Annotated in this window: 21 protein-coding genes; 13 read left to right on the top strand and 8 right to left on the bottom strand. The window is 66.7% G+C overall.

The annotated features are described in order from the left end of the window. Positions 1–7: 7 nt before the first annotated feature. On the top strand, positions 8–856 hold the full coding sequence (gene fghA / locus ACNQFN_RS08665; protein ID WP_418648569.1) for an S-formylglutathione hydrolase: 849 nt from the start codon (positions 8–10) through the stop codon (positions 854–856). A 142-nt stretch (positions 857–998) separates the two neighbouring features. Next, positions 999–1,694 (top strand): 2'-5' RNA ligase family protein, encoded by a 696-nt coding sequence (locus ACNQFN_RS08660; protein WP_418648568.1) that lies wholly within the window; start codon positions 999–1,001, stop codon positions 1,692–1,694. Positions 1,695–1,707: 13 nt separating this feature from the next. Here the strand turns inward: ACNQFN_RS08660 and ACNQFN_RS08655 are convergent, their stop codons facing one another. Further along, the gene (locus ACNQFN_RS08655) at positions 1,708–4,149 is read right to left on the bottom strand and encodes a Lon protease family protein (RefSeq protein WP_418648567.1); all 2,442 of its coding nucleotides are present in this window, start codon (positions 4,147–4,149) and stop codon (positions 1,708–1,710) included. 197 nt (positions 4,150–4,346) lie between these two features. Between ACNQFN_RS08655 and ACNQFN_RS08650 the strand changes: the two genes are divergently transcribed. Then, on the top strand, positions 4,347–4,922 hold the full coding sequence (locus ACNQFN_RS08650; RefSeq protein WP_418648566.1) for a hypothetical protein: 576 nt from the start codon (positions 4,347–4,349) through the stop codon (positions 4,920–4,922). Positions 4,923–4,962: 40 nt separating this feature from the next. Here the strand turns inward: ACNQFN_RS08650 and ACNQFN_RS08645 are convergent, their stop codons facing one another. After that, a complete protein-coding gene (locus tag ACNQFN_RS08645) occupies positions 4,963–5,190 on the bottom strand; it encodes an AbrB/MazE/SpoVT family DNA-binding domain-containing protein (RefSeq protein ID WP_068634660.1) in 228 nt (75 codons plus the stop codon). Positions 5,191–5,410: 220 nt separating this feature from the next. Here ACNQFN_RS08645 and ACNQFN_RS08640 point away from each other — a divergent pair, with 220 nt between their 5' ends. The 5 genes from ACNQFN_RS08640 to ACNQFN_RS08620 all read left to right on the top strand — a co-directional run bounded on the left by ACNQFN_RS08640 (position 5,411) and on the right by ACNQFN_RS08620 (position 10,900). Further along, positions 5,411–5,632, top strand: a complete 222-nt coding sequence (locus tag ACNQFN_RS08640) for a type II toxin-antitoxin system Phd/YefM family antitoxin (RefSeq protein ID WP_068634661.1) — start codon at positions 5,411–5,413, stop codon at positions 5,630–5,632. A gap of 4 nt (positions 5,633–5,636) precedes the next feature. Continuing rightward, positions 5,637–6,035, top strand: a complete 399-nt coding sequence (locus ACNQFN_RS08635; RefSeq protein ID WP_068634662.1) for a PIN domain-containing protein — start codon at positions 5,637–5,639, stop codon at positions 6,033–6,035. A 480-nt stretch (positions 6,036–6,515) separates the two neighbouring features. Then, positions 6,516–7,604: a GTP 3',8-cyclase MoaA gene (gene moaA / locus ACNQFN_RS08630; protein WP_068634663.1), complete on the top strand. Its 1,089-nt coding sequence runs from the start codon at positions 6,516–6,518 to the stop codon at positions 7,602–7,604. A gap of 181 nt (positions 7,605–7,785) precedes the next feature. Then, positions 7,786–8,943, top strand: a complete 1,158-nt coding sequence (gene ribA / locus ACNQFN_RS08625) for a GTP cyclohydrolase II (protein ID WP_418648565.1) — start codon at positions 7,786–7,788, stop codon at positions 8,941–8,943. 28 nt (positions 8,944–8,971) lie between these two features. Beyond that, entirely contained in the window at positions 8,972–10,900 is a 1,929-nt protein-coding gene (locus ACNQFN_RS08620) for a diguanylate cyclase domain-containing protein (protein WP_418648564.1), read from the top strand. A gap of 12 nt (positions 10,901–10,912) precedes the next feature. Here ACNQFN_RS08620 and purT read toward each other — a convergent pair whose 3' ends face one another. The 3 genes from purT to ACNQFN_RS08605 all read right to left on the bottom strand — a co-directional run bounded on the left by purT (position 10,913) and on the right by ACNQFN_RS08605 (position 13,760). Next, positions 10,913–12,112, bottom strand: a complete 1,200-nt coding sequence (gene purT, locus ACNQFN_RS08615) for a formate-dependent phosphoribosylglycinamide formyltransferase (RefSeq protein WP_418648563.1) — start codon at positions 12,110–12,112, stop codon at positions 10,913–10,915. 94 nt (positions 12,113–12,206) lie between these two features. After that, positions 12,207–12,494, bottom strand: a complete 288-nt coding sequence (locus tag ACNQFN_RS08610; RefSeq protein ID WP_068634825.1) for a hypothetical protein — start codon at positions 12,492–12,494, stop codon at positions 12,207–12,209. A 75-nt stretch (positions 12,495–12,569) separates the two neighbouring features. After that, positions 12,570–13,760 (bottom strand): DNA recombination protein RmuC, encoded by a 1,191-nt coding sequence (locus ACNQFN_RS08605; protein WP_418648904.1) that lies wholly within the window; start codon positions 13,758–13,760, stop codon positions 12,570–12,572. A 110-nt stretch (positions 13,761–13,870) separates the two neighbouring features. Here ACNQFN_RS08605 and ACNQFN_RS08600 point away from each other — a divergent pair, with 110 nt between their 5' ends. Then, entirely contained in the window at positions 13,871–14,647 is a 777-nt protein-coding gene (locus ACNQFN_RS08600; protein WP_068634667.1) for a ferredoxin--NADP reductase, read from the top strand. Positions 14,648–14,747: 100 nt separating this feature from the next. Here ACNQFN_RS08600 and ACNQFN_RS08595 read toward each other — a convergent pair whose 3' ends face one another. Genes ACNQFN_RS08595 through ACNQFN_RS08585 form a run of 3 tightly spaced genes read right to left on the bottom strand, consistent with a single transcriptional unit; the run spans position 14,748 to position 19,400 of the window. Beyond that, positions 14,748–17,246, bottom strand: coding sequence for an ABC transporter permease (locus ACNQFN_RS08595; RefSeq protein WP_418648903.1), 2,499 nt, complete (start codon positions 17,244–17,246; stop codon positions 14,748–14,750). Positions 17,247–17,254: 8 nt separating this feature from the next. Then, a complete protein-coding gene (locus tag ACNQFN_RS08590) occupies positions 17,255–18,427 on the bottom strand; it encodes a M20 aminoacylase family protein (RefSeq protein ID WP_068634668.1) in 1,173 nt (390 codons plus the stop codon). 46 nt (positions 18,428–18,473) lie between these two features. After that, the gene (locus ACNQFN_RS08585; RefSeq protein WP_068634669.1) at positions 18,474–19,400 is read right to left on the bottom strand and encodes a LysR family transcriptional regulator; all 927 of its coding nucleotides are present in this window, start codon (positions 19,398–19,400) and stop codon (positions 18,474–18,476) included. 102 nt (positions 19,401–19,502) lie between these two features. Here ACNQFN_RS08585 and ACNQFN_RS08580 point away from each other — a divergent pair, with 102 nt between their 5' ends. The 4 genes from ACNQFN_RS08580 to ettA all read left to right on the top strand — a co-directional run bounded on the left by ACNQFN_RS08580 (position 19,503) and on the right by ettA (position 23,393). Further along, positions 19,503–20,279 (top strand): ferredoxin--NADP reductase, encoded by a 777-nt coding sequence (locus ACNQFN_RS08580; protein ID WP_068634670.1) that lies wholly within the window; start codon positions 19,503–19,505, stop codon positions 20,277–20,279. Positions 20,280–20,349: 70 nt separating this feature from the next. Continuing rightward, on the top strand, positions 20,350–20,832 hold the full coding sequence (locus ACNQFN_RS08575; RefSeq protein WP_418648562.1) for a glutathione peroxidase: 483 nt from the start codon (positions 20,350–20,352) through the stop codon (positions 20,830–20,832). A gap of 260 nt (positions 20,833–21,092) precedes the next feature. Next, entirely contained in the window at positions 21,093–21,551 is a 459-nt protein-coding gene (locus ACNQFN_RS08570) for a hypothetical protein (protein WP_418648561.1), read from the top strand. 177 nt (positions 21,552–21,728) lie between these two features. Continuing rightward, positions 21,729–23,393 (top strand): energy-dependent translational throttle protein EttA, encoded by a 1,665-nt coding sequence (ettA, locus tag ACNQFN_RS08565; RefSeq protein ID WP_418648560.1) that lies wholly within the window; start codon positions 21,729–21,731, stop codon positions 23,391–23,393. The last annotated feature ends 12 nt before the right edge of the window (positions 23,394–23,405 follow it).

Here is a 23,405-nt window from a genome sequence, read left to right as displayed (position 1 = left end):
AGCAAGCATGCAACGCATCGAACACCGCGCCTGCTTCGGTGGCTGGCAGGACGTTTATCGCCACCGCTCCGAAGTGCTGGGCTGCGAGATGAACTTCGCCGTCTACCTGCCGCCGCAGGCGGCGGGCGGCGCGAAGCTGCCGGTGCTGTACTGGCTGTCCGGCCTGACCTGCACTGAGCAGAACTTCATCACCAAGGCCGGCGCACAGCGCTACGCCGCCGAACACGGCCTCATCATCGTCGCGCCCGACACCAGCCCGCGCGGCGACGACGTCGCCGATGCCGACGGCTACGACCTCGGCAAGGGCGCGGGCTTCTACCTCAACGCCACCCGGCAGCCGTGGGCCAAGCATTACCGGATGTACGACTACATCGTCGACGAACTGCCGGCGCTGCTCGAAGCGAACTTCCCGGCCAGCACTGCACGCAGCATCAGCGGGCATTCGATGGGCGGGCACGGCGCGCTGAGCATCGCGCTGAAGAATCCCGGCCGCTACCGCAGCGTGTCGGCCTTCTCGCCGATCGTCGCGCCGACGCAGGTACCCTGGGGCGAGAAGGCGTTCTCGAACTACCTCGGCGGCGACCGCGAGGCATGGAAGCAGTACGACACAGTGGAACTGGTGGCCTCGGCCAGCGAGAAGCTGCCGCTGCTGGTCGATCAGGGCGATGCCGACGAATTCCTCGACGGCCAGCTCAAGCCGCAACTGCTGCAGGCCGCCTGCGAGGCCGCGGCCCATCCGCTGACGCTGCGCATGCAGCCGGGCTACGACCACAGCTACTACTTCATCGCCAGCTTCATCGGCGACCACCTGCGCCATCATGCGCAGGCGCTGCGTGGGAAGGCCGCCGCCAGGTGATTCTCATGGGAGCGGCTTGCCGCGAACAGAGCTGCGATAGCGGCCCTTCCCGATCGGGCAGGCCTGCGACCTGTATTCGCGGCTCGGCGCTCCTACAAAAGCTTGTGCTGTTTGTTCGGAAAAATAGAGGCGGCCCTCCTCCATGTCCTTCTCCCATGATCTGCCGCTGACGTCGAACACGACGATCCGCAACGTTCGCCGCGACTTCAGCGAATGGCATCTGGGCCGTCCGTACTACCTGCTGTGGGCGCTGGATGTCGATGTGGCGCCGGTACGCCGGCGCGTGGCCGCGGCCCGGCGGCACCTGTCCGGGCTGCTGCTCGACGGCTATCTGCGCCAGCCGCACATCACCGTCGGCCTGTGCGGCTTTCCGAGTCCGGAGCCGGTGCATACCGACGACTTCGGCGCCGAGCTGCTGCACAGCCAGATCGATGCGCTGAACGGATTGCGGCCCGAAGCCTTCGACATCGATATCGGTGCGCTGGACGGCTTCACCTCCGCGCCCTATCTCACCGTCCATGACAGCGGCGGGCACATCCAAGGCCTGCATGCCAGCCTGAACCCTCCCCCGCAGTTGCTGGCGCACGCCGACTACCGCCCGCACGTCACCGTGGGGCTCTACGGCGACGTGTGGCCGCTCGGCACCGTTCACGCCCAATTGGCGGCCTTCTCAGCCGGCGACACCCTGCGGCTGCGCATCTCCCGCATCAGCCTGTTCGGCTATGCCAGCGGCGAAATCGGCGGCCCGTTGACCCGCATCGCCGACTACGACTTCGCCCACGCCCGCTGCATCCCCGCGGCGGGCGGCGCGGAGCTGCTGCCCTTTCCCCTGCCCTGACGCGCGCCCTGCCTCAGACGCTGTGACGCCGGCGATGCTGGCGCGAGCCCACTGCGCCATCCGCATCGGCATGGGCGTGGCGCGCGGCGGTCATCTCGGCCAGCACGGCGGCGACCTTGTGGTTCAGCGTGCCCTTGGGGATCACGCCCTTGGCGTCGGGTTCCCCCGCTTCCACGCCGGTCAGCACGGTCATCGCCTCATCGACCGTCTTCACCGCATGGATGTGGAACAGGCCCTGCTCCGCCGCCTGCACCACGTCCTCGCGCAGCATCAGGTGGCGCACGCTGGCGGCGGGGATGACCACGCCGTGGCTGCCGTCCAGCCCGCGCGCCGTACACAGGTCGTAGAAGCCTTCGATCTTCTCGTTGACGCCGCCGATCACCTGCACTTCGCCGAACTGGTTCACCGAGCCGGTGATGGCGAAGCGCTGCTGGATCGGAATCTGCGTCAGCGCCGACAGCAGCGCGCACAATTCGGCCAGCGAGGCCGAATCGCCTTCGACCGGCGCATACGACTGCTCGAACACCAGGCTGGCCGACAGCGACATCGGCTGGTGGCGGGCGTAGCGCGCGGCAAGGAAGGCCGACAGGATCAGCACGCCCTTGGAGTGGATGGCGCCGCCCAGCTCGGTCTCGCGTTCGATGTCGACCACGTCGCCCTCGCCCATGCGCACGGTCGCGGTGATGCGCACCGGATGGCCGAAGCGCTCGCCCGCCAGTTCGACCACCACCAAGCCGTTGATCTGGCCGGCACGCTCGCCGTCGGTGGAGATCAGCGTCGTGCCGTCGAGGATGGATTCGCGCACGCGGGACGGGTAGCGGTTGCAGCGCCGCGCGCGCGCCTCCAGCGCGGCTTCGACTTCGGCACGGCCGGTGGCGGCCAGGCCCTTCAGCCGCGCCTGGTGGTCGGCTTCGCGCATCAAGTCGGACAGCGCGCGGGTGTTCAGCGACAATCGGCCGGCATCCTCGGCCAGGCGCGCGCCCTCCTCCACCAGCCGCGCGACGCCGCTGCGGTCGATCGGCAGCAGCTTCGCACTGCGCACCAGCAGCGCCATCAGGCGGGCATACTCGCATTCGTTGTCGGGCGTGCGCGGCAGATCGTCGTCGAAGTCGGCCGCGACCTTGAACAGGTCGGCGAACTCCGGGTCGTTGTCCATCAGCAGGTAGTAGATGTCGCGGTCGCCGATCAGCACCACTTTCAGCGCGCTCGGCACCGCCTCCGGCTCCAGCGTCAGCGCGCCGCTCCAGCCCTGCGCCTCGGCCGGCGGCTCGATGCGGATCTCGCCCGCGCGCAGGCAGCGCTTCAGGCCTTCCCAGGCATAGGGCTGGGTCAGCAGGCGTTCGGCGTCGAGCACCAGATAGCCGCCATTGGCGCGGTGCAACGCGCCGGCGCGGATCAGGTTGAAATGGGTGACTTGGTTGCCCTGCTGCACGACGTGCTCGATGCGGCCGATCAGGTTGCCGTAGCCGGGGTTGTTCTCGAACACCACCGGCGCGCCCTGCGAGGCCGAATGGTCGACCAGCAGCTTGACCTGGTAGCGCTGGTGGCGAGCGGCTTCGTCGGACTCGGCGGCGTCCTCGTCCAGCTCGTCGAGCATCGTGCCCCGGATCGCGCTGTCGAGCACGTCCTTTTGCACCGCATCGAGAAAGCCCAGCACTTCGGGCAGGTCGGCGTGGGCTTCGCGCACTTCGCGCAGCAGATGCGACACCGCCGGCCCCAGCACCTCGGCTTCGGCGCGCTCGATCGATTCACGCACCGCCTTGCGCCAGCCGGGGAAATCGTTGAGCAGGTCTTCGAGTCTTTCGCTCCAGGCAGTGACGCGCGCCTCGATGGCCTTGCGTTCTTCCTCCGGCAGCGCCTCGAACGCTTCGGGCGACATCACCTCGCCCTCGCGGGTGGGCGCGAAGACGAAGCCTTCCGGCGTCTGCAGCAGCGAGATCGATTCGGCGGCGCAGGCTTCGCCGAGTTCGCGCAGCGCGCCGTCCTCGCGCGCCTTGTGGGCATTCTGCAGCGCTTCGACGCGCTCGGTGTGGGCCTCGCTGTCGAGCGCCGCACCCAGCGCCGGGCCGAGTTCGCGGATGAAGGTCTGCATGTGGCTGCGCAGCGTGGCGCCGCGTCCGGCGGGCAAGGCCAGCAGCCTGGGCTTCAGCGCCTCGTCGAAGTTGTGCAGGTAGCACAGGTCCGGCGGCACCGGCTCGGTCGCCGCGCGTTCGCGCAGCAGGCGGAAGGTGGTGGCGTGCTTGCCGCTGCCCGGCTCGCCCAGCACGAACACGTGGTAGCCGCTGTGGCCCATGGCAAGGCCGAACCTGATGGCCTCGACGGCGCGCACCTGGCCGAGGTCGCCGGCGTGGCCGCCGGAAGGATCGTCGAGGGATTCGGTGGTGTCGAAGGTAAAGCAGGCGGGGTCGCAGTAGGTCCGCAGTGCCGATGCCGGCAGGGCCACGGGTTCGGCCATCGTTGTCGTTCTCCAGAAGCCGGATTCGATCCGGAGCCGAATGATACACCGTGGCCACCGGCCTCCCTCCGCACCGCCGGCCAAACCCGGCCTCAGCGTCTTCCGCCGATTACGCGGCGCCTGGAACCATGACACGACCTGTCGTGCCGCCTCGCGATACTGGCTGCCCGAACAGCCTTCCTTGCCAGGAGTCGAACATGGAAACCACGCCCACCCCGATCCTCGTCACGACCGATTTCGACGACATCGGTGACGCCACCATCCTGCTCGTCCCACCAGGCGAATACCCGCTTGCCCCCGACACCCTGGAGCAGGTCACACATCTCATCGGCCTGGGCGAAAATCCGGACTCGTACCCGGTACTCATCCTCGAAGGCGAGGAAAGCGAGGCCATCAACCTGGATACAGAGGACTCATCCCCCATGCGCGTGTTCCAGTCGGATACCTGCTTTGCCAACGTAGCGCTGCAAGCAAGCGAACAGACCGTGCTGGAAACATGCTTCGGCATCATGGACGACAAGCAGTTTTCCGACATGTTCTTCAACGTCGAATGGCACGGCGAGATCGATGCGCTCAATACCGCCATGTTCACCTTCCTCCACGGCAGGGACTGGGCACTGGAAGCCTACGGCAGGGAAAGCTACCGGGCACGGAACAGGATCGAAAGAGGACTGGATTTCGTCCATCAAGGCATGATGAACGCCATCGACAATACCTTCCGGCCTCTTGTGCGTCTGGGCGAAAAGCTCGACAACATCCGCGGGCTGAAGTGACAGGCAGCGAGCCGCCTAGCCCACCTGTCAGGCGTTGCGATCAGGTCGGGGAACTCATCACCCATCGCCTCGCATCTTCAACATCCTGCTCGGTGATGCCGAACTGCTGCAACTTGTCGCGGACGGCCTGTGCGCGCTGGACGCGCACCGGCGTCAGCACGATTCGGCCGTTCTCGACGACCACATCGAAGTACTCGGCAGCGTCCACTGCCGACACGACGGCCTTGGGCAAGGTGATCTGGTTCTTCGAGGTCAATTTGGCAAGCATGGCAACCTCCAGGAAATCGTGAATTCACGGAAACCTTGCTTCCTTTCTTCAGCGACTGCAAGCGGCCGTGTGCGGCAACCTTGCGGCCATTGCCACACGGCCACAAAACGGACAGGGGCGCATCACATTGGTCACGCGGCAGCCCTGATCTCAACTTTCCTGGATATTTCCCCAAGCGCCATTTAAGATGGTCATCTCGGATGACCTACTGGAGCACCCCATGCAGACCGTCAGCGTCGCCCAGGCCAAAGCCCACCTGAGCGCCTTGCTCGATGCCGTGCAGGCCGGAGAAGAGATCATCATCACCCGGCGCGGCCAAGCCGTGGCCCGCCTGCAAGCCGAACAGCCGGCCAAACCCGATTTCAGCGTCTTCCGCCAATTACGCGGCGCCTGGAAAGAAGGCATGCGCATCGACCGTGACGCACTCCACGAGCGCGACTGAGCACATGACCGAACGCGCTTTTCTCGACACCAACATCGCGGTTTACCTGCTGGCCGACAACCCGGCCAAGGCTGAACGGGCCGAGGCGCTGCTCACCGCCCGGCCCTGCATCAGCACGCAGGTGGTCAATGAATTCATCAACGTCTGCACGCGCAAGCTTGGCCTCGACCGCGCTGCCGCCCACGCCAGCGCCCGCTCCCTGATGGCGCATTGCGAGGTCGTGCCGGTTTCCGCCAGCACCGTGGGCGAAGCCATGCGGCTGGGCGAACGATACGGCTTTTCCCATTGGGACTGCCTGATTCTGGCTGCCGCGCAACTCGCGGGCTGCACCATGCTGTACAGCGAGGACATGCAACACGGCCAGCAACTGGACGGCCTGCTCATCCACAACCCTTTCCGATGAGTCTCGAAGCACACGACCGAACTCGACCAAAAGCACAGCGGCGACTCGCGCAGCTTGTTGTTCCACAACATCGGTAAATGTAAATATCTACCGATAAAAAGGAACCTGACACAGTTCCCCAACTACCCATAAAGCAGGGCTGAACGTAGTCGCCCCTGCAATATTCATATTGAAGCCCTCAAGCTGAAGCCCTCAAGCGCTGCTGGTGCGGCAGCGTGCCGCCTTCGCTGCCGTACAGCGCTTCAGCAAAAGCGAGACGAGCGGAATCTTTTTCATGATATTAGCATAGAAACTAATGTATTTGGATTATAGCGATTGCAAATCGTTACAACTCACCGTGGGCCGCCTACGTGCATGAGGGCGTGACACGGTTCACAAGACTGCACACATCTCGCCGCACTGCTCTTCGTTGCGCCGCCCGTTCCTTGCGCCGCGCTGCGCCACTGCCGATAATCCGCACACTCTGAACAGCTGCCGCACATGAAAGTCATCCCGATCCACCACACCCCGACCCCGCCGCCAGCCGGCGGGCCGGCACAGGCTCCCGCCACGGGTGCGGTGCTCGACCGCCGCGGGCGCAGCATGCGCGACCTGCGCATCTCGGTCACCGACCGCTGCAACTTCCGCTGCGTCTACTGCATGCCGCGCGAAGTGTTCGGCGACGATTACGCCTTCCTGCCGCGGCGCGAGCTGCTCAGCTTCGAGGAAATCCTGCGCGTGGCGCGGCTGTTCGTCGCCCGCGGCGTGCGCAAGATCCGCATCACCGGCGGCGAGCCGCTGCTGCGCAAGCACCTGGAAAACCTCATCGAGATGCTCGCCCGGCTCGACGGCGTCGAAGTGACGCTGACGACCAATGGCGTGCTGCTGCCGAAAATGGCCCGCCGCCTCAGGGACGCCGGCCTGAACCGCGTCACCGTCAGCCTGGATGCGCTCGACGACGCCCTGTTCCGCCGCATGAACGACGCCGACTATCCGGTGGGGAAGGTGCTGGAAGGCATCGCCGCCGCCAGCGATGCCGGCCTCGGCCCGATCAAGATCAACATGGTGGTCAAGCGCGGCACCAACGACGGCGACATCGAGGCGATGGCGGCGCACTTCCGCCACAGCGGCCACATCCTGCGCTTCATCGAGTTCATGGATGTCGGCGCCTCCAACGGCTGGAAGATGGACGAAGTCCTGCCCTCGCGCGAAGTCGTCGCCCGCATCGACCGCCTCCATCCGCTGGAGCCGGTGTCGCCCAACTACAGCGGCGAAGTCGCCCAGCGCTGGCGCTACAAGGACGGCGCCGGTGAGATCGGCGTGATCTCGTCGGTGACGCAGGCCTTCTGTTCGTCCTGTACCCGCATCCGGCTGTCGACCGAAGGCAAGCTCTACACCTGCCTGTTCGCCCAGCACGGCCACGACCTGCGCGGCCTGCTGCGCGCGAATGCGGACGATGCCCAACTGGACGCCCGCCTCGACGCCGCGATCGCCCAGGTATGGCTGCAGCGCGAGGACCGCTATTCCGAGATTCGCACCGCCGAGACCGCGGCGCTGCGCAAGATCGAGATGTCCTACATCGGCGGCTGAAACATGGTTCAGCCTTCGTATCCGACATGCGGCGACGCCCTGTCCGGTTCGATCCGGCCTCGCCGGCATTGCAAAATGCGGATCTGCCCCAATCTGGAACCAGCGTGTTCTCGACACCCGCGATAGGCTTTCGAGTTCGCACGCCCGATAACGAATCTGATACCCGACCGGAGAACAACCGATGCGCCAAGCCGAACGCGCCATCTTCGACCTGCGACGCGGCCTCCCCATCCTGGTGCGCGACAATGGCAGCACCACCCTGATCCAGGCCGTCGAAGGCCTGGACGACAAGGCGCTGGCCGAACTGCAGGCGCTCGGCGGCAGCCAGCCCCGTCTCGTGCTGTCCAGCCACCGCATGGCGGCGCTCGGCTTCGGCGACACCGAACAGCCGGCCGCCGTCTCGCTGTCCCCGCTGCCCGACAGCAAGGGCCTGCACGATCTGGCGTGCATGCGCGACGCCCGCCTGCCTGACGGCGCCCGCCAGGCGCCCGCCGGCAAGGTGGATCGGGCGGCGATCCGCCTGCTGTCGCATGCGCTGCTGGTACCCGCCGCCGTCGCCTGCGACGTCGCCGCCGCCCAGGCCGGACGAGTGGAAGCCGAAATGGCGAACGGCAACCTGCTGGTGGTCGATGCCGACATCGCGCTGAAGCTCGGTGCCGGCGGCCCCGGCGCACTGAACCGCATCAGCGAGGCCCGCGTGCCGCTGGCCGAAGCCGAAAACAGCCGCTTCGTGCTGTTCCGCGAAGCGGACGGCGTCCATGAACACGTCGCCGTCGTCATCGGCGACCCGGCCAGGTGGCCGGAGGACGTACCGGTGCGGCTGCATTCGTCCTGCCTCACCGGCGACCTGTTCGGCAGCCTGCGCTGCGACTGCGGCGAACAGCTGCGCCGCGGCGTGGCCGCGATCAACGCCCAGGGCGGCGGCGTGCTGCTCTACCTGTCGCAGGAAGGGCGCGGCATCGGCCTGGCCAACAAGCTGCGCGCCTACGGCCTGCAGGACGAAGGCCTGGACACCATCGACGCCGACCAGACGATCGGCTTCTCGAAGGACGAGCGCAACTTCCGCGTCGCCCACGAAATGCTGGAGCAGCTCGGCGTCTCGCGCATCCTGCTGCTGACCAACAACCCCGGCAAGGTCGAAGCCCTGCAGCGTGCCGGCATCAATGTCGTCGCCCGGCAGGCGATCTACGGCGAAGTCACCCGGCAGAACCAGCGCTATCTGGCGACCAAGGCCGCACGCCACGGACACTGGCTGCACGAGTTGCTCGACGAGCAGGACGAGCCTTCGTCGCAACAGCCCGAAAGCCTGCCTGCCCCCGAGGCAGCCGCACGCAACTGAAACCGGTACCCCGCCGAAGGCGCGCACGATGACATTCACTCGGCCGCCCGACCGCGGCGACGGGAAATCTCCGCCAGCAGGCGGCCCCTCGTACAGATGCCGCATCAGGCCACTGAACGCTGCGATCGCGGCGGCCTGCCTGCTCGCCGTCGCGGCGCTGTGGCTGATCACCCTGCAGCGGATCGCCTTCGAGCGCGACCAGGCCGTGGCAGCGGCGATGAAGTCCAACTCGAACCTGGCGATCGCCTTCGAGCAACAGGTCTTCCGCACGCTGAAAGCGGCCGAGCAGGTCGCGGTGTTCGTGCGCGACCGCTATCTGCAGCAGGGGCCGGCCGTCGACCTGCGTAAGTTGATCGACCAGCAGCTCATCCGCGACTCCTTGTTCAGCATCGTCAGCGTGGTGAGCGAAGACGGCAGCATCCTCAGCAGCACCAGCCGCCAGGCCAGCAGCGCCATCAGCTATGCCGACCGCGAGTTCTTCGTCGCCCATCGCACGCCGGGCACGGACACGCTGTACATCAGCCAGCCGGTGCTCGGCCGCGTCTCCAACCTGTGGCAGATTCCGATGTCGCTGCGCATCTCGCGTCCGGACGGCAGCTTCGGCGGCGTCGTCGTGATGTCGGTGCCGCCGACCGATTTCACCGACTTCTATCTCCAGGCCGACCTCGGGCAGCAAGGCCTGCTGGAACTGAGCAGCCTCGACGGCAGGGTGCTGAGCAGAAAGACCGGCAGCCGGAACGAGTTCGGCCTGGGCGCCGCTTCCCTCGCCTGGTTCCAGCATCGCCAGGCCAGGCCCGAGGGCAAATTCGTCGACGACGGCAAGGCCATCGACGGCGTGGCCCGCATCGTCAGCTACCGGACCATGGCAGGCTACCCCTTGATGGTGACCGTGGGCACGGCCTACGAAGACGAACTCGCACCGACCCGCCAACGGGAAAGCAGTTATCTGCTGATGGCGAGCGGCGCCACGCTGGCGCTGCTGATGCTCGCCTGCCTGCTGATCCTGATGCTGGCACGCCAGCGCACGGCCGTCAGTGCCGTGCGGGCCAGCGAAGCCCTGTTCCGGGCGACCTTCCACCAGGCGGCAATGGGCATCGCCCACATCGCCACCGACGGGCGCATCATCGGCGCGAACGAAAAATTCTGCCTGATGCTCGGCTACGGCCAGGACGAGCTGCGCGCGCGCACGATCTTCGAGCTGGGCGACAGGCACGAGGAAGAACGCGTGCGGCAACAGATCCTGCAGCGCCTGTCGACGCCGCTCGCGCCGTCCTCCCCCGAAATCGAGAAGACCTATCGGCGCAAGGACGGCTCCATTCTCTGGGTCTGCGAAGCGCTCAGCGCGGTCACTGGCGCCGACGGCCAGACCAGATTCCTGGTCGCGGTCACCCAGGACATCACCGCCCGCAAGGCGCTCGAAGAACGGCTCTCGCACGCGGCCCTGCACGATCCACTGACCGGCCTGCCCAACCGCCTGATGTTCATGGACCGCTTCGACCAGGTGCTGGAATCGGCGCGCCGCCATGGCGGGCTTGCCGGCATCCTGTACATCGATCTGGACGGTTTCAAGGAAATCAACGACAAGCTCGGCCATGCGACTGGCGACCAGTTGCTGTGCGAAGTCGGCCGGCGCCTGCAGAGCTGCGTCCGTGCCGAGGACACCGCGGCGCGCTTCGGCGGCGACGAATTCGGCGTCGTGCTGGCTTCGCTGGGCAGGGCCGCAGACTGCGAGGCCGTGGCATGGAAGATCATCGATGCGATGGCCGCCCCCTTCGGCCTGGGCGCCGACAGCACCGTCATCCGCGTTTCGGCCAGTGTCGGCGCAGCCGTGTATCCGGTACACGGCGCCGAGGCCGCCATCCTGCTGAACCTGGCCGATACGGCGATGTACGCCGCCAAGAACGCCGGCCGGAACCAGTTCAGCTGGGCGCCGGGCAGCCTGCCGGCGCTGCCCTGAAGCCCCCCGCGTTCAGCGCCTGACCGGCCTGACCTTGCCTGCCGCCAGCGTGGCGCGCTCGCGCGCCTCCGCGACGTCTGCGCCATTGGCGACTGCCACGCCCATGCGGCGCCTGTCGAAGGCTTCGGGCTTGCCGAACAGGCGCAGGTCGCTGCGCGGCACGGCCAGCGCCTCGGCGACGCCTTCGAAGGCGATGCCGGCCGCATCCATGCCGCCATAGATCACCGCCGACGCACCCGGCTCGCGCAGCGCGGTATCCACCGGCAGGCCGAGGATGGCGCGCGCGTGCAGCTCGAACTCGGAGAAGCGCTGCGAGCACAGCGTGACCAGGCCGGTGTCGTGCGGCCGCGGGCTGACTTCCGAGAACCACACCTGATCGCCCTTGACGAAGAGCTCGACGCCGAACAGGCCACGGCCGCCGAGATTGCCCGTCACCGCTTCGGCCATGCGGCGCGACTCGGCCAGCGCCGCCGCGCTCATCGGCTGCGGCTGCCAGGATTCGACATAGTCGCCCGCCACCTGCCGATGGCCGATCGGTTCGCAGAAATGCGTCCTGACTTCGCCGTCCGGGTCGTACGCACGCACCGTCAGCAGCGTGATCTCGTAGTCGAAATCGACGAAGCCCTCGACGATCACCCGCCCCTGGTTCACGCGCCCGCCGGACACGGCGTAATCCCAGGCCCTCGCCACGTCGTCCGGGCCGCGCAGCGTCGACTGGCCCTTGCCCGACGAGGACATCACCGGCTTGACGATGCACGGATAGCCGATGCCGCCGTCGATGGCGGCCTGCAGCGCTTCGAGCGAATCGGCGAAATGGTAGGGCGACGTGGGCAGGCCCAGTTCCTCGGCGGCGAGGCGGCGGATGCCCTCGCGATTCATCGTCAGTTGCGCGGCACGCGCGGTGGGAATGACTTCGGCCAGGCCGGCGGCCTCGATCTCGGCCAGCATGTCGGTGGCGATGGCCTCGATCTCGGGCACGATCAGATGCGGACGCTCGGCCTCGACCAGCGCACGCAGCGCAGCACCGTCGGTCATCGGCATCACGTGGGCGCGATGCGCCACCTGGTGGCCCGGCGCGTCGGCGTAGCGATCGACCGCGATCACTTCGACGCCGAGGCGCTGCAGCGCAATGGCGACTTCCTTGCCCAGTTCGCCGGCACCGAGCAGCATCACGCGCAGCGCGCTGGACGACAAAGGGGTACCCAGCTTCATGCAATCACTCCTTGAAATGGGAATCACGGCGCGGAACGGGGACGGGGCCGCGGAGTGTGCATGGTAATACGGCGGACGCCGGTTTCGTTTCCGCTCAGTTCGCCTCGGCCTCCGCCGCGCGTTCGTAGCGGTAGAGCAAGGTGTTGCATGCGGTGCAGGACACGATGCGGCGCGCATCCTGCCCGGAGCCGAGGCCTTCGTCCTTCAATTCGGTCTTGCCGCAGGCGTGGCAGCTCGGCTCGGCTTTGCCGTGCGTGGCGAGAAAGTCCTCGCGCAGCGGCAGGGCGCGCTTCTGCTTCTCCTTGCGCTGGTGTGCATACAGCAGCAGCCACATGAAGAAGAACAAGCCCATCAGGAAGAGCATCGGCACGAATTTGGACATGGGCATCAGCCTCGCAATGCAAGAAGCGGGAAATTCCAGTTTAGGCAGGCAGGCCGGGCCTGTACCTGTCAGGGATCAAGTGCGGGAACTGACCGCCGCTTCGGGCACTGGTTCCAGTTCGTCGAAGCGCGCCGACTCGATCTTGTGGAAATGCGCGCTGATCTTGCGGCTGGAAGTCTGCACGTCCTGCACGTCGCGGCTGGCCTGTTCGATGTGGCGCGCCAGCGCCGCCATGCGTTCGTCGAAACGCTGGAAATCCTTCGCCAGCTTGCCCAGCGCATCCTGGATGACGTGGATCTGCTTGCGCGTCTCGACGTCCTTCAGCACCGCGCGCGCAGTGTTCAGCACCGCCATCAGCGTGGTCGGCGACACGATCCACACCCGCCTGAGCTGGGCATGGGCGACGATTTCGGGATGGTAGGCATGGACTTCGGCGAACACCGCTTCGGCCGGCAGGAACATCACCGCGCCGTCCGAAGTCGTGCCGGGCAGGATGTACTTGCCGGCGATGGCATCGACGTGGCGCTTGAGATCGACGCGGAAGGCACGCTGCGCGGCATCCCGCTCCGCCGGCCCGGCGGCACCGAACATACGATGGTAGTTTTCCAGCGGGAACTTGGCATCCACGGCGATGCTGCCGGTCGGCGCCGGCAGGCTCAACAGGCAATCGACGCGCGTGCCGTTGGGCAGCACCTGCTGGAAGGAAAAGGCCTCGGGCGGCAGCATGTTGCGCACCAGGGCTTCGAGCTGCACCTCGCCGAAGGCGCCGCGCGCACGCTTGTCGCCGAGCAGTTCCTGCAGGCTGACGACGTTGGTGGTGAGGCCGTCGATCTTCTTCTGCGCCTCGTCGATCGTCGCCAGCCGGGCCATGACATTGGCGAAAGTCTCGTTGGTCTTGCGGAAACCTTCGTCGAGCCGCTGGTTGACCTGGCCCGACAAGGTGTCCAGGCGCCCGTCCACGCTCTGCGTCAGCGCCTGCATGCCGCGCGACAGCTGCATCGACGCCGCGGTCAGGCCGCGCTGCAGCAGTTCACGGTCGGCCCGCGCATGCTCGCCGATGCGGTCGGTCTGGCGCGCCATGCCTTCGTGCAGGTCGCGCAGGATCTCGCGATGCTGGGCGCCGAGCTGCTGCTCCATCGCCTGTTCCAGATAGTCCGCCGCACGCTGCGGCAGTTCCCGCTCGATGCCGTGCAGGCGCACCAGCACCCACACCAGCAGCAGCGCGACACCGCCCAGCGCCGCCAGCAACAGTTCGGTTTCATTCATCATCGGCATATCGGCTGGCATCCCTCCGGGCGATGCCGCCTATCGCCGGCAGCAGCGGTGTCCGCCGCATTGTAGAATCGCGTTTTCACCTCAAGATCCCCGCTCCCGCCATGGCAGCCTTCATCACTGAAAAAATCCTCTCGGTCCATCACTGGAACGACACCCTGTTCTCCTTCACCACGACACGGGATCGCGCGCTGCGTTTCGAGAACGGGCAGTTCGTGATGATCGGCCTGGAAGTGGACGGACGACCGCTGATGCGTGCCTATTCGATCGCCAGCCCCAACTACGAGGAAACGCTCGAATTCCTCAGCATCAAGGTGCCCGACGGCCCGCTCACCTCGCGCCTGCAGCACCTGCAGCCGGGCGACAGCCTGCTGGTTTCGCGCAAGCCCACCGGCACCCTGGTGCTGCACGACCTGCACCCCGGCAAACACCTGTACCTGTTCTCCACCGGCACCGGCCTGGCACCCTTCATGAGCGTGATCCGCGACCTCGACGTCTACGACCACTTCGAGAAGGTGGTCCTGATCCATGGCGTGCGCTACGTCAGCGAACTGGCCTACAACCACTACATCACCCACGAACTGCCCCAGCACGAATTCCTCGGCGAGGCCATCAGCGAAAAGCTGATCTACTACCCCACGGTCACCCGCGAACCCTACCGCAACCAGGGCCGCCTGACGACGCTGATCGAAAGCGGCAAGCTGTTCGAGGACATCGGCCTGCCGCCGCTGGACCCCGCGGTGGACCGCGTGATGATCTGCGGCAGCGCGGCGATGCTGAAGGACTCCCGCGACCTGCTCGACCGCCGCGGCTTCAAGGTGTCCAAGCGGATCGGCGAGCCGGGCGACTACGTGATCGAGCACGCCTTCGTCGAGAAGTGAAAGAGCTTTCCCGTAGGAGCGGTTTTAGCCGCGAACACCCACCTTTCGCGGCTAAAGCCGCTCCTACACCACAAGAGAATCTCCCAAGCCAGCATCGACGCTAGGCCAGCGCGCGCAGGCTGGCCAGCGGCGGCCGCGACAGCAGCCGGCGGGTGCCCAGCCAGCCGCCGGCGACGACACCCGTCGCGCCCAGCAGCACCGCCACCACCACCGGCAGCAACGCCGGCACGTAGGCCATCTTGAACACCTGCTCGGCCAGCACCCAGCCGATCGCGCTGGCACCGATGCCGGCAAGCACGCCGGCCACGCCGCCGAGCACGAGGAATTCCGCCAGCAGCGCCTGCCGCACCTGGCGGTTGCGCGCCCCCAGGGTGCGCAGCATCGCCAGTTCGTACTCGCGCTCGTCGTGGGTGGCCTGCAGCGCCGCGTACAGCACCACCAGGCCGGCCAGCACCGCAAAGCCGAACACGAACTGCACGATGATGATCAGCTTGTCGGTCATCGCCTGCACCTGCGCCAGCACCGCGGCGATGTCGATCACCGACAGATTGGGGAATTGCGTCACCAGTCTGGCGGTGAAGTCGTGGTTCGATGCCGGCAGATGGAAGCTGGTGATGAGGCTGGCGGGATAGTTCTCCAGCAGCCCATCCGAGGCGATGAAGAAGAAGTTCACCCGCATCGAGTCCCAGTCGAGCTTGCGCACGCTGGTGATCGGCGCCTCGACGCGCTCGCCGGCGATCTCGAAAGTCACGCGGTCGCCCAGCTTCAGGCCGAAGGTCTGCGCCAGCCCTGCCTCCACCGAGAACTGCGGCGTGCGCTCGCCGCCGTGCCAGCGGCCGGCCTGCACTTCGTTGCCGCCGGGCAGCCGGGCGGAATGGGACAGATTGAACTCGCGCTCGGCCAGGCGCCGGGTGCGCTCGTCCTCGTAGCGTTCGAGCTCGACCGGCTCGCCGTTGATCGCCACCATGCGGCCGCGGATCATCGGCTGGATGTCGGGCACCGCCATTCCTTCGGCAGCGAACAGTTCGGCCACGCCGGCACGCTGGTCGGGCTGGATGTTGATGACGAAGCGGTTGGGCGCATCCGGCGACGCCATCGCGCGCCAGTTGTCGAGCAGATCGGCGCGCACCAGCGTCAGCAGCAGCAGTGCCGTCATGCCCAGGCCCAGCGCCGCGGCCTGGATCACGCTGCCGCCCATGCGCCGGCCGAGCGCGGCGATGCCGTAGCGCCAGCCGCCGCCGCGCAGGCTGCCCTGCCCCTTCAGGCTGCCCGCCAGCTTCAGCACCCACCAGGCCGCCAGCGCGAACACGCCCAGCGCCACCGCGAAGCCGGCCGCCACCATCGCTCCCAGCCGGACATCGGCGGCGATCCAGAAGATCAGGCCGAGCAGCGCGACCAGCCCCAGCACCCAGGCCGTGCCGGACAGCGGCTCGGCGAAGTCGAACTCGCGCCTCAGCACACGCAGGGTGCTGACCCTGCCCAGGCGCAGCAGCTGCGGCAGCACGAAGCCGGCCAGCAGCGCGATGCCGACGACCACGCCGTGCGCCAGCGGCAGCAGCGAAGGCGCCGGCAGCTCGGTGGCGAGGATCTCGCGCAGGCCGCCCGCCAGCCCCCATTGCACCGACCAGCCCAGCGCGGTGCCGGCCACCGCGGCGGCGAGGCCGAACAGCAGGAATTCGCCGACCACCACGCCCAGCACCTGCGCCTGGCTGGCGCCCAGCACCCGCATCACCGCGCAGCCGTCGAGGTGGCGGGCCATGAAGCGCCGCGCCGACAGGCCGACCGCGACTGCAGCGAGGATCACCGCCAGCAACGCGGCGAGGCGCAGGAAGCGCTGTGCCTGGTCGAGCGCCGAGCGCACTTCGGGGCGGGCGTTTTCCACCGTCTCGACGCGCTGGCCGCGGCCCAGATTGCCGTCCGCCCACTTTTCGTAGGCTTCGACTGCCTGCGGCGTGCCCGCCACGTGCAGCCGCCAGGTGGCGCGGCTGCCTTCGACGATCAGGCCGGTGGCGTCCAGGTCCTTCAGGTTGAAGAGCGCGCGCGGCAGCAGGCTGAAGAAGTTGGCGCCGCGGTCGGATTCGAACGTCACCATCGCACCGACGCGGAACTCGACTTCGCCGAGGCCGACCCTGTCGCCCACGGCGACGCCCAGCTCGGCGAACAGGCGTTCGTCGAGCCAGACTTCGCCTGCTGCCGGCACGCGCCCGGCGACTTCGTCCGGCTGGTTGGGGCCGGCTGCGATGCGGATCGCGCCACGCAGCGGGTAGCCGTCCTCGACGACCTTGACGCCGGCCAGCACCGCCGCCTCCTCGGTGCTGGCCATGCTGGTGAACAACATCGTTTCGGCGGTCTGCAGGCCGCGTGCGTGCGCTTCGCCGGCGACATCGGCCGGCCACGGCCGGTCGGCGCGCAGCAGCAGGTCGCCGCCCAGCAACTGGTTGGCCTCGCGGTCCAGCGCGCGGCCGACGCGGTCGGCCAGGAAGCCGACGCTGGTCAGGCTGGCCACGGCGATGACGATCGCCAGCCCGAGCAGGTGCAGTTCGCCCGCACGCAGGTCGCGCAGCATCATGCGAAAAGCCAGGCGCAGCGTCTTCATCATCATCCGCCTCAGCGCGCCGCCGACAACAAGGTGCGCGCCAGCTGGCACCAGTAGGCGACGCCGGTCGGCAGCACCTCGTCGTTGAAGTCGTAGTGGGGATTGTGCAGCGTGCAGCCGCCCTCGCCCGGCCCGTTGCCGATCCAGACGTAGGCGCCGGGCTTCTCCTGCAGGAAGTAGGCAAAGTCTTCCGCGCCCATGCTCGGGCGACGGTCGGTGAACACCCGCTCCGGGCCGGCCACCGCGCGCGCCGCCTCGGCGCACAGCGCGGCTTCGTCGGCGGTGTTGATCGTCGGCGGATAGCCACGCCGGTACTCGAAGGCAAGCTGCACGCCGTGGCTGGCGGCGATGCCTTCGGCGACCTGGCGCAGGCCGCGCTCCAGGCGGTCGCGCACCTCCGCCGCGAAAGTACGCACCGTGCCGCACAGCTCGGCGCGGTCGGGAATGACGTTGTAGGCCTCGCCGGCATGGAACTGGGTCACCGACACCACGCCGGCGTCGATCGGGTCGAGCGTGCGGCTGACCAGGGTCTGCGCCGCCTGCACGAAAGCTGCGCCGGCCACCACCGGGTCCACGCCCAGGTGCGGCATCGCCGCATGCGCGCCAACGCCGGTGAAGCGGATGTCGAAGCGGTCGGCGCTGGCCATCACCGGGCCGCTGTGGATGGCGAAGCTTCCCGCCTCCATGCCCGGCCAGTTGTGCATGCCGAACACGGCTTCCATCGGGAAGCGGTCGAACAGGCCATCGGCGATCATCGCCGGCGCGCCGCCCTCGCCTTCTTCGGCAGGCTGGAAGATCAGATACACCGTGCCGTCGAAGTCCTTGCGCGCGACCAGCGCCTCGGCGGCGCCGAGCAGCATCGTGGTGTGGCCGTCGTGGCCGCAGGCATGCATGCAGCCCTGGACGGTGGACCTGTGCGCGAAGCTGTTGCGCTCGGTGATCGGCAGCGCATCCATGTCGGCGCGCAAGCCGATCGCGCGCAGGCTGCGGCCGCCGCGCACGACGCCGACCACGCCGGTGCCGCCGATGCCGCGATGGGTCTCGATGCCGAGCGCTTCGAGATGGCGGGCGACGAGCTCGGCGGTGCGGTGCTCCTCGAAAGCGAGTTCGGGATGGGCGTGGATGTCGCGCCGGATGGCGGTGAGTTTGCCGTGCAGGGGACGGACGGATTCGATGACGCTCATGGCTGCACCGTACGGAATTCCATTGGGGGAGAAAGTGTATTCTGCCTCAGCGCACCGCTGGCAGCGGAATCTCGTCGCTGCGCCGGGCGCCGGCGGCAAAGGCACGGCAATCGTCGAGGAAGCGGCGGATGGCCGCGCTGTGGTACTTGCCGCGGTGCCAGGCGAAGCAGAAATGCCGTTTCAGATCCAGTTCGGGGGTTTCGAGCGGCACCAGGCTGCCACGGCGAAAGGCGTCGCGCAGCGACAGGCGCGACAGGCAGCCCAGCCCCAGCCCGCTTTCCACCGCACGCTTGACCGCCTCGGTGTGCTCCAGTTCCAGCCTCGGCAGCACGCCGCCCGGCCAATGGCGCAAGGCCTGATCGAAAGTCTCGCGCGTGCCCGAGCCGCGCTCCCGCAAAATCCAGGGTTCGCAGGCGATCTCGCTGAAATCCACCGTCTCGCGCCCGGCCAGGCGGTGGCCCGGCGCGCAGAACACCACCAGTTCGTCCTCCACCCATTGCTCGGTCTCCAGTTCGCGGTCGACCACCTGCCCTTCCATCAGCCCGAGGTCGATCTCGTAGCGCGACAGCATCCCGGTGATGGTGGCGGTATTGCGCACTTCGAGCTTGACCCGGCTTTCCGGGTGTCGTTGCAGGAACTCGGAAACGATCAGCGGCAGCAGGTAGTTGCCGATCGTCAGCGTGGCGCCGACGCGCAGGCTGCCCAAGCCGCGTTCGCCGCGCAGCAGCGCATCCATCTCCTCGGCGCGGTCGAGCAGTTCGACCGCGCGCGGCAGCAGCAGCCTGCCCTGCTCGTTGAGGCGCAGGCGCCTGCCGTGGCGGTCGAACAACTGCTGGTCGAACTGGCCTTCGAGTTCGGCCAGCGCGGCGCTGGTGGCGGACTGCGACAGGCTCAACACCTCCGCCGCGCGCGACACGTTGTCGTTGCTGGCGATGGCGACGAAGACCTGGATCTGGCGCAAGGTGAATCGCATATCTAATTTACAGGTAACTCATATGAAGATTATCCACCAAACAAGTAAGCCAGCGCATCTAGAATGCAGCCCATTTCCATTCGCCCAGCAAGAGCGCCCACCATGAGCAACCTGCTTACCGAACGTGTCATCAGCGTCCATCACTGGAACGATTCGCTGTTCAGCTTCCGCACCACCCGCGACCCGGGTCTGCGCTTCGAGAACGGCCAGTTCGTGATGATCGGGCTGGACGTCGATGGCAAGCCGCTGACCCGTGCCTACAGCATCGCCAGCCCCAACTACGAGGAGCACCTCGAGTTCTTCAGCATCAAGGTGCAGGACGGCCCGCTGACTTCGCGCCTGCAGCACCTGCGCGAAGGCGACCCGGTCATCGTCAGCAAGAAGCCCACCGGCACCCTGGTGCTGCACGACCTGAACCCCGGCAAGCATCTCTACCTGCTCGCCACCGGCACCGGCCTGGCCCCCTTCCTGAGCGTGATCCAGGATCCGGAGACCTACGAACGCTTCGAGAAAGTGGTGCTGATCCACGGCGTGCGCTTCGTCTCCGAGCTCGCCTACACCGACTTCATCACCCAGGAACTGCCGCAGAACGAGTTCTTCGGCGAACAGGTGCGCAAGCAACTGATCTACTATCCGACCGTCACCCGCGAGCCCTTCCGCAACACCGGCCGCATCACGCACGTGGTCGAGACCGGCAAGCTGTTCGCCGACATCGGCCTGCCACCGTTCGACCCGGCGCAGGACCGCGTGATGATCTGCGGCAGCCAGGCGATGAACGCGGACTGCTGCGCCATGCTGGACGCACGCGGCTTCAAGATGTCGCCGCGCATCGGCCAGCCGGGCGACTACGTGATCGAGCGCGCCTTCGTCGAGAAGTAAGCGCACAAACTTTTCCAGCATGCGGGGCTCAAAGCACCTCCAACCCTCTCTCTCCTTAAGGAGGCCCCGCATGTCTTCTTCTTTCTACGACATCGAAGTCGAACGCCTGGCAGGCGGCCGCACGACGCTGAGTGAATACGCCGGCAAGCTGCTGCTGATCGTCAATACCGCCAGCCAGTGCGGCCTCACCCCGCACTACGCCGGGCTCGAAAAGCTGTACCGGACCTACAAGGATCGCGGCCTGGTGGTGCTCGGCTTCCCGTGCAACCAGTTCGGCGCGCAGGAACCCGGCAGTGCCGAGGAAATCGGCGCCTTCTGCGAGAAGAACTACGGCGTCAGCTTTCCGATGTTCGCCAAGATCGACGTCAACGGCGACGACGCCCACCCGCTGTACGCCTGGCTGAAGCAGCACGCCAAGGGCGTCCTCGGCACCGAGGCCATCAAGTGGAACTTCACCAAGTTCCTCGTCAGCCGCGACGGCCAGCGCATCGAGCGCTACGCGCCGACCACGACGCCCGAAGAGCTGGTGAAGGACATAGAAGCCTTGCTGTAGCCAATATCGGTCGCCCGCCCCTCTCTTCAACAGATCGCGCGGAAATTCGTGCGCAGCGCGCTGCAACATCATTTCAAGCATGCCCGGGCACAGGATCTGGAGGACATTCAGATTTACGAAAGCATCCGACGGGAAGTGTCGCGGAGCTGCAGAAGCAGGTTCGAACAGGTCGTGAACGGCATGGAGCTCAGCCTGATTCCGATACTGCTCCACCTCGGCACTCTCAACTCTGCAGCGGCATGAGTATCAGAAATAAACTCATGCTGCTCGGTGGCATTGCTGTCATCGGGCTGGCCGCCCTTGGAGCAAAGGGGTTCGACGAGATCAGCGGATACGGGGTCAACCGCCTGATCGTGTGTATTGAAAGCGCACCTGCACCCATCGATTGGTCGTGCGGCCAGATGCTCGAACATAAGCTCAAGTCAGTCGAGTTTGTGGCCGATCTCAACGCCAATGCAGGAACGCTGTTTGCCGTGCTTGCCGATGACCCCGAGTTGGGGCGCAGGCTGCTCACATCGTTCATCGAACATGGAGTTGACATCAACGCGACCGATCGGAGCAGCGCCAGCGGTTGGTCAGCCCTGCACATCATGGCAATGGATTCGCTTCAATGGCCGGTTGAGATGCTTCTGGAGTTTGGCGCAGACCCGAGTCTCGTAGACGCCAATGGCATGACAGCACTCGATCTGGCGCGCAAGGTACAAAACGAAAACCCCTGAACCGGGACGGCTCGGCATCATTCAGATGCTCGAGGGAAGACAGGCGCCATAAAGCAAAGGCCTGCTCTTTGCGTGCGCCATGCGTGAGGATATCGAAACGCCTGCAGTTCTGCGGCAGAAGCAATGACCTGATGGTATTCTTCGCGGTCCGTTCCCAGTACCCAAGAAGCTAACCCGATGGCCCAGTACGTCATGTCGATGCTGCGCGTGAGCAAGATCGTTCCGCCCAAGCGTCAGATCATCAAGGATATTTCGCTCTCCTTCTTCCCCGGCGCCAAGATCGGCCTGCTCGGCCTCAACGGCTCGGGCAAATCCACCGTGCTGCGCATCATGGCCGGCGTGGACAAGGAATACGACGGTGAAGTGCAATGGCTCGCCGGCCAGCGCATCGGCTACCTGCCGCAGGAACCCGAGCTCGACCCCGCCAGGACGGTGAAGGAAGAAGTCGAGTCCGCGCTGGGCGAGATCATGGAGGCGCGCCAGAAGCTGGAAGAGGTCTATGCCGCCTACGCCGAACCCGACGCCGACTTCGACAAGCTGGCCGAGGAGCAGGCGAAGTACGAGAACATCCTCGCCACCGCCGGCAGCGACATCGAGCACCAGATGGAAATCGCCGCCGACGCGCTGCGCCTGCCGCCGTGGGAGGCCGTCATCGGCAATCTGTCCGGCGGCGAGAAGCGCCGCGTGGCGCTGTGCAAGCTGCTGCTGTCCAAGCCGGACATGCTGCTGCTGGACGAGCCGACCAACCACCTCGACGCCGAATCGGTCGAATGGCTGGAGCAGTTCCTGACCCGCTTCCCCGGCACCGTGGTGGCCGTCACCCACGACCGCTACTTCCTCGACAACGCCGCCGAGTGGATCCTCGAACTCGACCGCGGCCACGGCATTCCGTGGAAGGGCAACTATTCGTCCTGGCTGGAGCAGAAGGGCGAACGGCTGGCGCAGGAGGCCAAGCAGGAAGCCGCGCACCAGAAGGCGATGAAGCAGGAACTGGAATGGGCGCGCTCCAACCCGAAGGCGCGCCAGGCCAAGTCCAAGGCCCGCCTGGCCCGCTACGAGGAGATGGCCAGCGTCGAATACCAGCGCCGCAACGAGACCCAGGAAATCTTCATTCCGCCCGGCGAGCGCCTGGGCGACAAGGTCATCGAGTTCCACAATGTCAGCAAGGCCTTCGGCGACAAGCTGCTGATGGACGACGTCAGCTTCAGCATCCCGCCGGGTGCCATCGTCGGCATCATCGGCCCCAACGGCGCGGGTAAATCGACGCTGTTCCGGATGATCGAAGGCCGCGACACGCCGGATTCCGGCACCGTGGAGATCGGCCAGACGGTGAAGATCGCCGCGGTCGACCAGAGCCGCGAAGGCCTGGCCAACGACAAGACGGTGTTCGACGCCATCGCCGACGGCGCCGACGTGCTGACCGTGGGCCGCTTCGAGATGCCGAGCCGCGCCTACATCGGCCGCTTCAACTTCAAGGGCGGCGACCAGCAGAAGATCGTCGGCAAGCTGTCCGGCGGCGAGCGCGGCCGCCTGCACCTGGCCAAGACCCTGATCCAGGGCGGCAACGTGCTGCTGCTGGACGAGCCGTCCAACGACCTCGACGTCGAGACCCTGCGCGCGCTGGAAGACGCGTTGCTGGAATTCGCCGGCTGCGCGCTGGTGATCAGCCACGACCGCTGGTTCCTGGACCGCATCTGCACCCACATCCTGGCGGCCGAAGGCGATTCGCAATGGACCTTCTTCGCCGGCAACTACCAGGAATACGAGGAAGACAAGAAGAAGCGCCTGGGCGAGGAAGGCGCCAAGCCGAAGCGCATCCGCTACAAGCCGATCGCGCGCTGATACAGGCAGGCG

The sequence above is a fragment of the Thauera butanivorans genome (assembly GCF_048398245.1).
In the GTDB taxonomy this organism is placed as follows: domain Bacteria; phylum Pseudomonadota; class Gammaproteobacteria; order Burkholderiales; family Rhodocyclaceae; genus Thauera; species Thauera butanivorans.
Note: the sequence above shows the minus strand (reverse complement) of the source record. Positions and strands in the feature narration are given on the sequence as shown.

Coding starts and splice junctions, on each gene's coding strand:
- ettA (WP_418648560.1), top strand. CDS start 21,729: ATGGCCCAGTACGTCATGTCGATGCTGCGCGTGAGCAAGATCGTTCCG.
- ACNQFN_RS08590 (WP_068634668.1), bottom strand. CDS start 18,427: ATGAGCGTCATCGAATCCGTCCGTCCCCTGCACGGCAAACTCACCGCC.
- ACNQFN_RS08580 (WP_068634670.1), top strand. CDS start 19,503: ATGAGCAACCTGCTTACCGAACGTGTCATCAGCGTCCATCACTGGAAC.
- fghA (WP_418648569.1), top strand. CDS start 8: ATGCAACGCATCGAACACCGCGCCTGCTTCGGTGGCTGGCAGGACGTT.
- ACNQFN_RS08575 (WP_418648562.1), top strand. CDS start 20,350: ATGTCTTCTTCTTTCTACGACATCGAAGTCGAACGCCTGGCAGGCGGC.
- ACNQFN_RS08640 (WP_068634661.1), top strand. CDS start 5,411: ATGCAGACCGTCAGCGTCGCCCAGGCCAAAGCCCACCTGAGCGCCTTG.
- ribA (WP_418648565.1), top strand. CDS start 7,786: ATGCGCCAAGCCGAACGCGCCATCTTCGACCTGCGACGCGGCCTCCCC.
- ACNQFN_RS08600 (WP_068634667.1), top strand. CDS start 13,871: ATGGCAGCCTTCATCACTGAAAAAATCCTCTCGGTCCATCACTGGAAC.
- ACNQFN_RS08570 (WP_418648561.1), top strand. CDS start 21,093: ATGCTGCTCGGTGGCATTGCTGTCATCGGGCTGGCCGCCCTTGGAGCA.
- ACNQFN_RS08650 (WP_418648566.1), top strand. CDS start 4,347: ATGGAAACCACGCCCACCCCGATCCTCGTCACGACCGATTTCGACGAC.
- ACNQFN_RS08645 (WP_068634660.1), bottom strand. CDS start 5,190: ATGCTTGCCAAATTGACCTCGAAGAACCAGATCACCTTGCCCAAGGCC.
- ACNQFN_RS08660 (WP_418648568.1), top strand. CDS start 999: ATGTCCTTCTCCCATGATCTGCCGCTGACGTCGAACACGACGATCCGC.
- ACNQFN_RS08610 (WP_068634825.1), bottom strand. CDS start 12,494: ATGTCCAAATTCGTGCCGATGCTCTTCCTGATGGGCTTGTTCTTCTTC.
- ACNQFN_RS08620 (WP_418648564.1), top strand. CDS start 8,972: ATGACATTCACTCGGCCGCCCGACCGCGGCGACGGGAAATCTCCGCCA.
- ACNQFN_RS08655 (WP_418648567.1), bottom strand. CDS start 4,149: ATGGCCGAACCCGTGGCCCTGCCGGCATCGGCACTGCGGACCTACTGC.
- ACNQFN_RS08635 (WP_068634662.1), top strand. CDS start 5,637: ATGACCGAACGCGCTTTTCTCGACACCAACATCGCGGTTTACCTGCTG.
- ACNQFN_RS08595 (WP_418648903.1), bottom strand. CDS start 17,246: ATGATGAAGACGCTGCGCCTGGCTTTTCGCATGATGCTGCGCGACCTG.
- ACNQFN_RS08605 (WP_418648904.1), bottom strand. CDS start 13,760: ATGAATGAAACCGAACTGTTGCTGGCGGCGCTGGGCGGTGTCGCGCTG.
- purT (WP_418648563.1), bottom strand. CDS start 12,112: ATGAAGCTGGGTACCCCTTTGTCGTCCAGCGCGCTGCGCGTGATGCTG.
- ACNQFN_RS08585 (WP_068634669.1), bottom strand. CDS start 19,400: ATGCGATTCACCTTGCGCCAGATCCAGGTCTTCGTCGCCATCGCCAGC.
- moaA (WP_068634663.1), top strand. CDS start 6,516: ATGAAAGTCATCCCGATCCACCACACCCCGACCCCGCCGCCAGCCGGC.